Annotated in this window: 14 protein-coding genes; 8 read left to right on the top strand and 6 right to left on the bottom strand. The window is 63.0% G+C overall.

The window, feature by feature from the left end; all coding sequences use genetic code 11:
- Positions 1–8: 8 nt before the first annotated feature.
- Complete coding sequence (locus ACF66B_RS12165) at positions 9–596, bottom strand: Smr/MutS family protein (protein ID WP_111429420.1); 588 nt, start codon at positions 594–596, stop codon at positions 9–11.
- Positions 597–620: 24 nt separating this feature from the next.
- A complete protein-coding gene (locus tag ACF66B_RS12160) occupies positions 621–1,274 on the bottom strand; it encodes a Tim44/TimA family putative adaptor protein (RefSeq protein WP_392662737.1) in 654 nt (217 codons plus the stop codon).
- 135 nt (positions 1,275–1,409) lie between these two features.
- On the opposite strand from ACF66B_RS12160, the gene ACF66B_RS12155 reads away from it, so the two are divergent.
- Positions 1,410–1,904: an FxsA family protein gene (locus ACF66B_RS12155; protein ID WP_111429422.1), complete on the top strand. Its 495-nt coding sequence runs from the start codon at positions 1,410–1,412 to the stop codon at positions 1,902–1,904.
- Between the two features lie 82 nt (positions 1,905–1,986).
- Positions 1,987–2,481, top strand: a complete 495-nt coding sequence (gene secB / locus ACF66B_RS12150; RefSeq protein WP_111429423.1) for a protein-export chaperone SecB — start codon at positions 1,987–1,989, stop codon at positions 2,479–2,481.
- A 13-nt stretch (positions 2,482–2,494) separates the two neighbouring features.
- Here the strand turns inward: secB and dnaQ are convergent, their stop codons facing one another.
- Genes dnaQ through ACF66B_RS12130 form a run of 4 tightly spaced genes read right to left on the bottom strand, consistent with a single transcriptional unit; the run spans position 2,495 to position 5,250 of the window.
- The gene (gene dnaQ / locus ACF66B_RS12145) at positions 2,495–3,181 is read right to left on the bottom strand and encodes a DNA polymerase III subunit epsilon (protein WP_111429424.1); all 687 of its coding nucleotides are present in this window, start codon (positions 3,179–3,181) and stop codon (positions 2,495–2,497) included.
- Positions 3,174–3,794, bottom strand: coding sequence for a dephospho-CoA kinase (gene coaE, locus ACF66B_RS12140; RefSeq protein WP_111429425.1), 621 nt, complete (start codon positions 3,792–3,794; stop codon positions 3,174–3,176). The genes dnaQ and coaE overlap by 8 nt, the downstream gene beginning before the upstream one ends.
- Positions 3,791–4,624 (bottom strand): shikimate dehydrogenase, encoded by an 834-nt coding sequence (locus ACF66B_RS12135; RefSeq protein ID WP_111429426.1) that lies wholly within the window; start codon positions 4,622–4,624, stop codon positions 3,791–3,793. Before ACF66B_RS12135 ends, coaE begins: the two co-directional genes overlap by 4 nt.
- The gene (locus tag ACF66B_RS12130; RefSeq protein ID WP_392662730.1) at positions 4,621–5,250 is read right to left on the bottom strand and encodes a Maf family protein; all 630 of its coding nucleotides are present in this window, start codon (positions 5,248–5,250) and stop codon (positions 4,621–4,623) included. The genes ACF66B_RS12135 and ACF66B_RS12130 overlap by 4 nt, the downstream gene beginning before the upstream one ends.
- Positions 5,251–5,811: 561 nt before the next feature.
- On the opposite strand from ACF66B_RS12130, the gene hemJ reads away from it, so the two are divergent.
- The 6 genes from hemJ to ACF66B_RS12100 all read left to right on the top strand — a co-directional run bounded on the left by hemJ (position 5,812) and on the right by ACF66B_RS12100 (position 12,305).
- Positions 5,812–6,267: a protoporphyrinogen oxidase HemJ gene (gene hemJ, locus ACF66B_RS12125; RefSeq protein ID WP_111429427.1), complete on the top strand. Its 456-nt coding sequence runs from the start codon at positions 5,812–5,814 to the stop codon at positions 6,265–6,267.
- Between the two features lie 102 nt (positions 6,268–6,369).
- Positions 6,370–7,653, top strand: coding sequence for a transcription termination factor Rho (rho, locus tag ACF66B_RS12120; RefSeq protein ID WP_111429428.1), 1,284 nt, complete (start codon positions 6,370–6,372; stop codon positions 7,651–7,653).
- A gap of 10 nt (positions 7,654–7,663) precedes the next feature.
- Positions 7,664–8,977: a tRNA uridine-5-carboxymethylaminomethyl(34) synthesis GTPase MnmE gene (gene mnmE / locus ACF66B_RS12115; RefSeq protein ID WP_111429429.1), complete on the top strand. Its 1,314-nt coding sequence runs from the start codon at positions 7,664–7,666 to the stop codon at positions 8,975–8,977.
- 3 nt (positions 8,978–8,980) lie between these two features.
- Positions 8,981–10,858 carry a tRNA uridine-5-carboxymethylaminomethyl(34) synthesis enzyme MnmG gene (gene mnmG / locus ACF66B_RS12110; RefSeq protein WP_111429430.1) on the top strand — a complete coding sequence of 626 codons (1,878 nt, stop codon included), beginning with the start codon at positions 8,981–8,983 and terminating at the stop codon, positions 10,856–10,858.
- A 3-nt stretch (positions 10,859–10,861) separates the two neighbouring features.
- Complete coding sequence (rsmG, locus tag ACF66B_RS12105; protein ID WP_392662725.1) at positions 10,862–11,494, top strand: 16S rRNA (guanine(527)-N(7))-methyltransferase RsmG; 633 nt, start codon at positions 10,862–10,864, stop codon at positions 11,492–11,494.
- A complete protein-coding gene (locus ACF66B_RS12100; protein WP_392662722.1) occupies positions 11,487–12,305 on the top strand; it encodes a ParA family protein in 819 nt (272 codons plus the stop codon). Before rsmG ends, ACF66B_RS12100 begins: the two co-directional genes overlap by 8 nt.
- The last annotated feature ends 13 nt before the right edge of the window (positions 12,306–12,318 follow it).

The following is a 12,318-nucleotide window of genomic DNA, read 5'->3' as shown; positions in this document are numbered from 1 at the left end:
GTGAAAAGTCAAGCGCCGGAGCGGCTGCGCGCAAGGTAGACATAGAACGCGCCGTCACCGCCATGACGGCGGTGGGCCGGGGCGAGATGCAGCACCTTGTGGGTGAGCGGCGGCAGCGAGAGCCAGTGCGGCACCGAGCGGCGGAGCACGCCGCCCGCGCTTTCCCCGGACATGAAATCCTCGCCCGGCCGGCCCTTGCCGGTGATGACGAGGACGAGCCGGAGGCCGCTTGCATGGGCGTTGAAGACAAAGCCCGTGAGCGCGGCATGGGCGCGCGCCGCCGTCATGCCATGGAGGTCGATGCGGGCCTCGGGCTTGAGCTGGCCGCGGCGCAGCCGGTCGAAGCGGCGGCGGTCCATGCGGACGCCGGGGGCCGCGGGGGGCTCCGGCGCGCGGGGTTTCGCCGCCGCCGCCGGGATCCGCGGCGGAGCGGGAGGTGTCAGCGGCGGTGGCGGCGGGGGCGCGAGGCTGACGGGCTCGAGCACGGGCGGCTCGTCGGTGGCGGCTTCGGGGTTGAGCGGCACGACGGTCGCCCGGAGGCGCTCCCAGAGTGCGCGCTCCTCGGCACTCAGATCGCGCCGCCGCCGTTTGCCCATCGCCGGTCTCCCGCCGTCATCTTCTCAGCCGCCGGTGCCGCTCAGGTGCCAGTTCGGGTTGTCGGAGGTCATGTCGCGGCTGAAGGTCCAGACATCGCGCTGCTGCTTGAGCTCGTTGGGCGCGCCCTCGACCACTTCGCCCGAGGAGTCGCGCACCACGGAGGTGAGCTCGCCCACGAAGCGCATGATGATGTCGGCCTCGTTGGTGGCGCTGTCGAAATGGGCATCGATCAGCTTCACCTCGCGAATGCCGGAGAACTGCGCCTCGACGGTGTAGCCCTTGCGGTTGCGCTCGCCGATGGCGGAGGCGAAGGGTTCGTAGACCTCGGAGGCGAGGAAACCGCGGAGCGTATCGAGATCGCCGTTCTCGTAGGCCATCACGATCATTTCATAAGCCGCACGGGCGCCGTGGCTGAATTCGGACACCGAAAAGTCGGGATCGACGCGTTTCATCTCCGCCAGCGCCTTGCCCGCGGGCGACTCCGGATCGATGATGTCGGCAATATCCCGATCGACGCCGCCACCCTCGATCACGTCAAATGTGCGATCATTGGCTACAGATGCGTTGCGATCCGGAACTTCCCGCGGCTTTTCGAAGCCTTCGCGCGTACCAAGCACGTTGCGAAGACGCAGGATCAGGAACAGTGCAACGCCGGCGAGGATTATGATCTGGATCATTTGCGACCCCATCGGCCACCCTTTCGGTTATTTTGCCGCCAATTTGTGGCGTTTCTCTCGGTCGTGACTTATGTAAGCACTCGATATCGCGAAGTCCATTGAGCGGCAGGGCCGCAGGGGGAGGAAACCGGACGCATGTGGCTGTTTCTGATATTTGTCGGCGTTCCGATCCTCGAAATCGCCCTCTTCGTCAAGGTGGGCGGCGCGATCGGCCTCGGGCCGACGCTGCTCATCGTCATTCTGACCGCGATCATCGGCACCGCGCTGATGCGGCGGCAGGGGATGGCGGCGCTCGCACGGCTGCAGCAGCAGCTTGAGCAGGGCGGCGATCCCGTCGGGCCGATCGCCCATGGCGCGCTGATCCTCGTCGCGGGGATGCTGCTGCTCACGCCGGGCTTCTTTACTGATACCATGGGACTGCTTCTGTTGATACCCGCGGTACGCGACCGTGTGATCGCCTGGGGGGGAAAGCGCATCACGGTGCAGACCGTTTCCTTCGGGCAGACCCGGCGAAGCGCGCCGCACCGCCCTGCCCCGCCCGCGGGCAATGACACGATCGACGTGGACTACGAGGTGATCGACGAGGACGCGCCGCGCGGCAGTTCGGGCTGGACCAAGCATCCGAAGTGAGACCTGCGGCTGCGTTGTGACCCGAAGCGCGGCATGCTAGACCGCGCCAGGATCGGACTCCTCGAGAAGGAAAACACGACACATGGCTGATGAAACCAGCAACGGCGCCGAAGCGCCGGCACTGCCGAAACTTCAGATCCTGACCCAGTATGTCCGGGACATGTCCTTCGAGAACATCGCGGTCCAGAAGGGCCTCGCCTCGGAAGGCAAGCCCGACATCCAGGTTCAGGTCAATCTCGATGCCAAGCAGCGCGGCGGCGACCGCTTCGAGGTCTCGATCAAGCTGACCGCGAATTCGACAATCGGCGAGAACCCGGTGTTCATCCTCGAGATCGACTATGCCGGGCTCTTCGTGATCCAGAACGTGCCGAAGGAACAGCTGCATCCGTTCCTGATGATCGAATGCCCGCGCCAGATCTTCCCGTTCCTGCGCCGGATCGTGAGCGACGTGACCCGCGATGGCGGCTATCCGCCGCTCAACCTCGAGCCCATCGACTTCATCGGCCTCTACCGGGCCGGAATGGCGCGGCAGGCCGAGCTGCAGAAGGAAAAGGAAGAGGTGGCCGGGAGCGCCTGAGCCCCCTGCCCCTCTATTCGGCGTTCCAGAGGGCCGGGGCGCCGAGGGCCGCGATGAAGGCCGCGTGCGCCTCGCGCTCCGCTTCGGTCAACCGGGACGGAAGCGGGCGCGGCCGGGGACCGGGACGCCAGTCGCCGCCGGCCCCGCCGCCGGCGCTCGAATGCACCACCGAGAGCGAGAAATCGGGCTGCCGCCCGCCCATCAGTTCGAGATAGACCTCCGCCAGCAGCTCGGAGTCGAGCAGCGCGCCGTGTTTCTCGCGGCCGGAATTGTCGACGCCGAAGCGGCGGCAGAGCGCGTCGAGCGTGTTCTGCGCCCCCGGAAAGCGCCGCCGGGCGATGTCGAGCGTATCGACGGCCTGCGCCCAGGGAAGTGACGGCTTCTTCACCCAGCCAAGCTCCGCATTGAGGAACTTCATGTCGAAGGCGGCATTGTGGATGACGAGCTTCGCATCCCCGACGAAATCGAGAAACTCCTGCGCGATCTTCGCGAAGACCGGCTTGTCGGCGAGAAACTCCGTCGAGAGGCCATGTACCGCGAAGGCCTCCTGCGGCATGTCGCGCTCGGGATTGATGTACTGGTGATAGGTCCGGCCGGTCGGCATCAGGTTGCGCAGCTCCACCGCGCCGATCTCGACGATCCGGTCGCCCGATGTCGGATCGAAGCCGGTGGTTTCGGTGTCGAGTACGATTTCACGCATCGAGATGCCCCCTCTTGCCGCCACGGATCTCGGCGATGACCTCCTCCACCGCCTGACGGGCGGATTCGAGGCCGAGATCGGTGCGGATCACGAAATCCGCCCGGAGACGCTTTTCCGCATCCGGGATCTGGCGCGCAAGGATATGTTCGAGTGTGAGGTCCGACATGCCCGGCCGCTCCATCACGCGCGCGCGCTGCACCTCGACCGGGGCCGTCACCACGGCCACGCCGTCGAGCCATGTCTCGGCGCAGGTCTCGTAGAGCAGCGGAATGTCGAAGAGCAGGATCTCGGCCTCGGCATTCTGCTGCAGGAAGGCCTCGCGATCGTTGCGGACCAGCGGATGCACCCGCTCCTCGAGCACCGGCAGCAGGCCGGGATCGGCGGCAACCGCGGCGCGCAGGGTATCGCGATCGACCCCTCCGCGCCTGATCGCTTCGGGAACGAGCTCGCCGATCACCGCGACTCCCGCTCCACCGGGGGCATAGAGCCCATGAACAACGGCATCGGCATCCCAGACCGGAACCCCCTGCCCCGCGAACATCGCCGCGGTGGTCGATTTGCCCATGCCGATCGACCCGGTCAGCCCCAGTCTGTAGGGACGCCGCCGTTTCATTCCCGCATCACCGCCGTCCGAAGGGCCTCGTCGACCACCGGATTGCCGCCAAACCAGGCGCGGAAGCCGGGAATGCCCTGATGGAGCAGCATTCCGAGGCCATCAACGGTACGGAACCCCTGGTCCGCCGCACTTTGAAGGAACGGAGTCATGAGTGGCTCATATACTATGTCGGTCACTACAGCCTCGGGCCAAGCGGCGCGAAGATCAAGCGTCATCGGCGGCTGGCCCTTCATGCCGAGCGATGTGGTGTTCACAATGGTGGCAGCTTCCGAGGCGCCCTCCGCCGCCGCATCCCAGTCGATGACGCGGATTTTCGGCCCGAAATGATCCGCCAGCGCCTCGGCCCGGTGCCGGCTGCGGTTGGCGAGGCGGATTTCCGGCGCGCCGCTTGTCAGAAGCGCGTGCAGGATGGCGCGCGCCGCGCCGCCGGCACCGAGCACCAGCGCGGGGCCTTCGGCGCCGGTCCAGCCGGGGGCGTTCTGGCGGAGGTTTTCGAGAAACCCGAAGGCATCGGTGTTGTCGGCGTGAAAGCTGCCGTCGGGATTGAAGGTCAGGGTATTGGCCGCGCCGATCTGCCGCGCGGCGTCGGAGAGGGTGGCGGCACGGGCGAGAACCGCCTCCTTGTGCGGGATCGTCACGTTGACGCCGCGAAATCCGAGCGTTGCCAGCGCCGCGAGACCCGCGTCGAGCGCCTCCGGCGCGAGGCCGATCGGCACATAATATCCGGCGATGCCCTCGCGCGCGAGCCAGTGGCCATGAAGTTTCGGGGAGCGGGAATGGCCGATCGGCCAGCCGACGACCCCGGCGAGCGGAGGACGATGCGTCATGTCTGTCCGATGCCTCTTGTGCGCAGGAAACCCAGAAGTTCGAGCAGCGGCAGGCCCAGGATGGAGAAATAATCGCCGCTCACATGGGTGAAGAGCTGTGCGCCACGGGCCTCGAGCCGATAGGAGCCGACCGTCTCGCAGAGTGTTTCGCCCTCGGCCGCGATATAGTCGTCGAGAAATGCATCCGAAAAGCGCCGCATGGCGAGTTTTGCCCGGCCGATGTTGCGCCAGACGGGCCGGACGTCCTCGTAGACCACGGCGGCGGAGAGCAATTCGTGCGTCCGGCCGCGCAGGAAGGCGAGCTGATCGCGGGCGGCGGCGAGATCGGCGGGCTTGTCGAGGATCCGGCCCTCGCAGACCAGGACCTGGTCGGCCCCGATGACGATGGCGCCCGGATGGCGATTTGCGCCGCGATGCGCCTTGTACTCGGCCAGCGTATCGGCTACATCTCTTGCAGACGCATTTTCCGCCGCAAGGCTCGCCTTGATCGCCGCCTCATCGACGGCGACCGGATCGCGGGTGAAGGGAATTGCCGCGTTCTGAAGGAGCGCGGCGCGCGCCCGGGAGCCTGAGGCGAGAATCACCGGGCGCATCTCGGGGGGATCGGTCGGAAAATGCTCTGTCATGGGGGTCTAATGCGGCCTCGGTACGGGTCTCGCAAGGGCTTCACGCCAGCCGCGGGTCCTCGAAAACGGTCCGAAAGCAAAGAATCCTGCGGACAGATGTGTGGATAACGCGGTGGGATGCGTGCGCGAATCCTGTGCGGTAATCATTCTTAACGAATTCTTTCCATGTCCCCTCCATTCGTTACCACCAGTTATCCACGGTGCATCGTTTGAGTCACAGGGATTGGGATAACTTTTGGCGCCTCGGTGAGTCTCAAGCCGAGGAATCGGGATTCCGATTTTGACCCGCCGGTCAATAGGTATATAACCCTCTGAAATGTAATGATAAAAAAATCGGCTTCAAAAACGCTCGGCGCCGATCGCGTTTTCCCACAGTGGATAACTCCTGTGGAAAACTTTGTGGGAAAATCTGGAGTACCGGTTATCCCCATGACTCACCGGCTCTTTCTACCTAAACAAAATCAAAGCCTGAAAGGTCTTTCTATGAGTGGATAAGCCCTCGCTTGCACGCTTTGCGAGATGTGCTAGCCCGGATATCGAACCTGACTTCGGAGAGACCCAATGTTCGATCTGCTCTCGGAGATGTATCTCTGGACCAAGGCCTTCCACGTCATGTCGATGACAGCCTGGATGGCCGGCATGTTCTATCTTCCGAGGCTCTTCGTGTACCACGCCGAACGGGGAGCGCCCGGCTCGGAGGTTTCGGAAACGCTGAAGATCATGGAACGCAAGCTTCTGCGGCTCATCGTCAACCCGGCGATGGTCGCGACCTGGCTTTTCGGGATCCTCTTGCTTCTGACCCCGGGGGTCGTGTCATGGACACAGGATCTCTGGATCTATCCGAAGCTCGCCGCTGTGCTGATGCTCACCTGGATGCATCACTGGCTGGTAAGACGTTGGAAAGAATTTCGGGATGATAAGAATACCAGAACAGGACGCATTTACCGCCTCATGAACGAGGTTCCGACGCTCGCACTGGTCATTATCGTCATCATGGTGATCGTGCGGCCGATTTGACATGATGGCCAACTTGTGACAATGAACCCCAAAAGGGGTGGCGTTCTGCCAGTATTCCCTTCCTTCCTCATAAACGCATCTCCCTCATAATCAGAGTTTGCAATGGACCTTTCCACGGATTTCAAGCAGCTGTCTTTGGCCGATTTGAAGGCCAAGAGCCCCGCCGATCTTCTGACCTTCGCGGAAGAGCTTGAAATCGACAACGCCTCCAGCATGCGCAAGGGCGACATGATGTTCGCCATCCTCAAGGACATGGCGGAAGAAGGCGTCGAGATTTCCGGTGACGGGGTGCTCGAGGTGCTGCAGGACGGTTTCGGCTTCCTGCGCTCGCCCGAGGCAAATTATCTCGCCGGACCGGACGACATCTATGTGAGCCCGAACCAGATCCGGAAGTTCAATCTCCGCACCGGTGACACGGTCGAGGGGGTGATCCGGGCACCGAACGAGAACGAGAAGTATTTCGGGCTGGTGAAAGTCTCCAAGATCAACTTCCAGGAGCCGGAAGCTGCGCGCCACAAGGTGCATTTCGACAACCTCACGCCGCTCTATCCCGACGAGCGGCTGACCCTCGAGGTCGAGGATCCGACGATCAAGGACAAGACCACGCGGGTCATCGACCTGGTGGCGCCGATCGGCAAGGGCCAGCGCGGGCTGATCGTCGCGCCGCCGCGCTCGGGCAAGACGGTGATCCTGCAGAACATCGCGAGTTCGATCGAGAAGAACCACCCGGAATGCTTCCTGATCGTGCTGCTCGTGGACGAGCGCCCGGAGGAAGTCACCGACATGCAGCGCTCGGTGAAGGGCGAGGTTGTTGCCTCGACCTTCGATGAGCCGGCGGCGCGCCACGTGGCCGTGGCCGAGATGGTCATCGAGAAGGCGAAACGCCTGGTCGAACACAAGCGCGACGTGGTGATCCTCCTCGACTCGATCACCCGCCTCGGCCGCGCCTACAACACCGTGGTTCCGAGCTCGGGCAAGGTGCTGACCGGTGGTGTCGATGCCAACGCGCTCCAGCGGCCGAAGCGCTTCTTCGGCGCGGCGCGCAACATCGAGGAGGGCGGGTCGTTGACCATCATCGCGACCGCGCTCATCGATACCGGCAGCCGCATGGACGAAGTGATCTTCGAAGAGTTCAAGGGCACCGGCAACTCGGAAGTCGTACTCGACCGCAAGATCGCGGACAAGCGCGTCTTCCCGGCCATCGACATTCTCAAGTCCGGCACCCGCAAGGAAGAGCTTCTGGTCGACAAGGTGAACCTCACCAAGATGTTCGTGCTGCGCCGGATCCTCAACCCGATGGGGACGACCGACGCGATCGAGTTCCTTCTTGGCAAGCTGAAGCAGACAAAAAGCAATTCCGAGTTCTTCGACTCGATGAACAGCTAGGAAGGCACATGTGGGTGCGGCGTCTAAAGACACAATATTCGCTCTGGCGACCGCGCCCGGTATAGCCGGCGTTTCTGTGGTTCGGATTTCCGGGCCACAAGCTTTGACTTCACTATACTTGCTTTGTGGCAAAAAGCCGCATCCGCGACTTGCTTCTCTTTTCTGGGTCAATAATCCCAACACCGGCAAGCGCATCGATCGGGCGCTGGTCCTCCTGTTTCCGGGGCCCGCAAGTTTCACCGGCGAAGATGTGGTGGAGCTGCATCTGCATGGCAGCCCCGCGGTCGTGCGCGCCGTGCTGCGCATTCTCGGTCAGGTTCCGAAGGTGCGGCTTGCCGAACCTGGCGAGTTTACCCGCCGGGCGGTGCTGAACGGCAAGCTCGATATTGTCCAGGCCGAGGGGCTCGGGGACCTGCTGGCCGCCGAGACGGACGCGCAGCTCAAGCTGGCGCTCGATGTCATGGAAGGCCGGCTTTCGCGGCAGGCGCTCGGCTGGCGGGACAGTCTCCTTCAGGTGCTGGCGCTGATTGAGGTGACCATCGATTTTTCCGACGAGGAACTGCCCGAGGGCGTGCTCGATCCGGCGGTGGACATGATCGCCGGGTTGGCCCGAGAGATGCGCGGCATGGTCTCCGGCAGCTCGGTCGCCGAGCGGCTGCGCTCCGGATTCGAGGTGGCGATTGTCGGGCGGCCGAATGCCGGGAAGTCGACCTTGCTCAACTGGCTTGCGGGCCGTGAGGCGGCGTTGACGTCGCCCCATGCCGGGACGACTCGGGATGTGCTCGAAGTGCGTCTCGATCTCGGCGGAATTCCCGTGACCTTTCTCGACATGGCGGGGCTGAGAGACTCCGAAGACGAGATCGAATCGCTTGGCATTCGGCGGGCACGTGAGCGCGCGGAACGTGCCGATATCCGACTCTTTTTGTTGGCTGACGGGGAGTCGACCGACGGGATCGGTGTTGCGGTCGAGGCTCATGATCTGGTGCTGCATGGGAAGGCCGATGTGGCGGCTTCTTCCGGCCGTGGGATCTCCGGGCTGACGGGGGCGGGGGTTCCCGAAATGCTTCGCGAGCTGGAAGCGATCCTCGGTGAGAGGGTTGCGCGCGCGAGCCTGCTTTCGCACGATCGGCAGCGAAAGGCGGTCGAGGAAGCGCTGATCTGGATTGACGCGGCTGAGGTCGGCTTGCGCTCCGGCGGCGTCGATGTCGAACTGGTATCTGCAGATATCCGCAGTGCCGTCACAGCGCTTGATTACCTGGTCGGAAAGGCCGATATCGAGGCAGTGTTCGACATCATCTTTCGGAACTTCTGTCTGGGAAAGTGATCCATGTTTCACGTGAAACAATCCGGCTACGATGTGATCGTGGTCGGCGGAGGCCATGCCGGTACCGAGGCCGCCTATGCGGCGAGCCGTTGTGGCGTCAGGGTCGCACTTGTCACCCATCGGTTTGACCGTCTCGGCGAAATGTCCTGCAATCCGGCCATCGGCGGATTGGGCAAGGGGCATATGGTCCGCGAAATCGACGCGATGGACGGAATGATGGGGTGGGCGGCCGACCAGGCGGGGATCCAGTTCCGCTTGCTGAACCGATCCAAGGGGCCGGCGGTGCGCGGGCCACGGTCGCAGATCGACCGGAAGATCTATCGGGATGTGGTCCAGGGCCTGTTTTCACGGCTCGAGAATGTTGATGTGATCGAAGGGGAGGTCACCAATCTTCTGGTGCGCTCCGATCAGGTTGCGGGTGTCGAGCTCGACGGCGAGCATGAGATCGGCGCGCGCGCGGTCGTACTGACAACCGGGACGTTTTTGCGGGGCCGGATCTTCATCGGCGAGAGGTCGTTCGAGGCGGGCCGTATCGGCGATGCCTCCGCGACACGGCTCGCGGACCGCATGGCGGAATTTGATCTGCCCTTGGGGCGGCTGAAGACGGGGACCCCGCCCAGGCTCGATGGAAAGTCTATCAACTGGGGAATTCTCGAGAAACAACAAGCGGATAGCGAGCCGACGCTGTTCTCTTTCCTTTCAAACGTGCCTGCGGCTCGACAGATTTCCTGCGGAATTACGCACACAAATCCCCGGACCCACGACATCATTCGGGAGAATATCGGCCGATCCGCGATGTATGGCGGCCATATTTCAGGGGTCGGACCGCGGTATTGCCCGTCGATCGAAGACAAGGTGATGCGGTTCAGGGACAAGGAAAGCCATCAGGTCTTCCTTGAGCCCGAGGGTCTGGACACCGATGTGGTCTATCCGAACGGGGTTTCGACCTCGTTGCCGGAGGAGGTGCAGCATCAGTATGTCCGGAGCATGGCGGGGCTCGAGAACGTCGACATCCTGCAGCCTGGATATGCGGTGGAATATGACTATGTGGATCCGCGCTCGCTCGACCGCCGGCTCAGTCTGAAGGCGGTGAGCGGGCTATATCTTGCGGGACAGATCAATGGAACCACAGGATATGAGGAGGCTGCGGCGCAAGGGCTCGTTGCCGGGCTGAATGCGGCAGGCGAGGTCCTGGAGCGGGAACCGTTCGTTCTGGGCCGGGATGAGGCCTATATCGGCGTGTTGATCGATGATCTGGTGACGAAGGGGGTTTCTGAGCCCTATCGGATGTTCACTTCACGAGCCGAGTTTCGGCTGTTCCTGCGGGCGGATAACGCAGATCAGCGGCTTACGCCGCGTGCGATCGCGGTTGGATGCGCTTCAGACGCGCGAATCCGGGCGTTTTCCGAGAAAATTCAAGTGCTTGATGAAGCGCGAGCCCTGGCGAAGGCCGTAGCAGTGACGCCGGGGCAGGCGGCTGAGGCCGGGATTCAGGTCAATCGGGACGGCGTCAGGCGCTCGGTGTTTGATCTTCTATCCTATCCCAATGCCGGATTTGACCAGGTCCGCGGGCTTCTGGGCCCGGATGTAGTGTTCTCGGATGAAATCTGGGAGCAACTCGAGAACGATGCACGATATGAGCCCTATCTGAAGCGGCAAAGCGTTGAGGCGGCGCAGCTTCGGAAGGATGAGGGTGTTCGCATTCCGGCGGATCTCGACTATTCGGCGATGCCGGGTTTGTCGTCTGAGCTTCGGGCAAAGCTCGAAAGGGTTCGCCCCGAGACATTGGGGCAGGCGGCGCGGATTGAAGGGATGACCCCGGCGGCGCTTACGCTTGTTCTGCTGCGGGCCCGGCAGGGTTCCGCCTCTTCGGTGGCCTAGATCGTGACGGTTTTGACAGGTCGAGAGGGGTTTGAAGCGCGCTTCGATGTTTCACGTGAAACAATGGAGCGTCTCGATCTCTATGCGGAGCTGATCGCGCGCTGGAATCCACGAATAAACCTCATTTCGAGGAAGACCGAGCTGGAGCTCTGGGACCGCCACATGACGGATTCCGCGCAACTCTGGCACCTAAGGCCCGAAACGGCCGGAATCTGGGCTGATTTCGGATCTGGAGCGGGGTTTCCGGGGCTTGTTCTGGCGGTTCTCTGTGCCGGTGAAGGGGGATCCACGCAATTCCATCTCGTGGAGAGTGACAGCCGGAAGTGCGCGTTTCTTTCCACGGTGGCGCGGGAATGCGGAGTGCCCGTCTCGATCCATAATGCCCGGATTGAAGCGGTAGCGCCGCTCAAGGCTGAGGTCATCTCGGCGCGCGCGCTTGCCCCCCTGCCACAACTGCTCGAATTCGCCGAAAAACATCTCGATCCGGAGGGTATTTGCTTGTTTCCGAAGGGGGAGACGGTGCATAAGGAGATCGAGGACGCGCTGCGGTTGTGGCAATTTGACTGCCGAACGCATCCGAGCCTAACGGATTCACGGGCTGCCATCTTGGAAATTGGAGCTATCAGGCGTGCTTGACCAGGACTCCACCCCCCGCATCATCGCAATCGCGAACCAGAAGGGCGGTGTCGGAAAGACGACGACAGCGATCAATCTCGGCACGGCGCTCGCCGCGCTGGGGCATGATGTTCTGGTGATCGACCTGGATCCGCAGGGAAATGCCTCGACGGGTCTCGGAATCTCGCCCTCCGAGCGGACTTTTACCACCTATGACCTGCTGTTCCGGCGCGAAGGCGTGGATGTGCAGAGCTATATGACCGCGGTTCCGGGGCTTCAGATCATTCCCGCGACACCGGATCTGAGCTCCGCGGATGTCGATATGGTCTCCGATCCGCGCCGGCTGCATCGGATGCGGGATGTTCTGCGCTCCAAGATCGAGGCGTTCAGCGAGCGGGAGTTCATTCTCATCGATTGCCCGCCCTCTCTCAATCTTCTGACGATCAATGCGCTGGTGTCGGCGGATACCGTTCTCGTGCCGTTGCAGTGCGAGTTCTTCGCCCTCGAAGGGCTTTCGCAGCTGATGCGGACGGTCCAGACGGTGCGGAGCAACTCCAATCCCGCGCTCCGGATCGAGGGGATCGTGCTGACGATGTATGATCGGCGCAACAACCTCTCGGGTCAGGTCGAGGCGGATGTGCGCGACAATCTCGGCGCTCTGGTCTATGAGACGGTCATTCCGCGCAACGTACGGTTGAGCGAAGCGCCGTCCCATGCGGTTCCTGCCTTGATCTACGATCATGCCAGCAGCGGAAGCATTGCCTATCAGAAGCTCGCCGGGGAGCTGCTCGCCCGGATTCAGGGAACGCGAGACGTGGCCGCAACGGCCTGACGGGAGGGACAGG

The sequence above is a fragment of the Amaricoccus sp. B4 genome (assembly GCF_043226085.1).
Lineage (GTDB): Bacteria > Pseudomonadota > Alphaproteobacteria > Rhodobacterales > Rhodobacteraceae > Amaricoccus.
The sequence above is the reverse complement of the archived record's forward strand: the minus strand, read 5'-3'. Positions and strand labels throughout refer to the sequence as shown.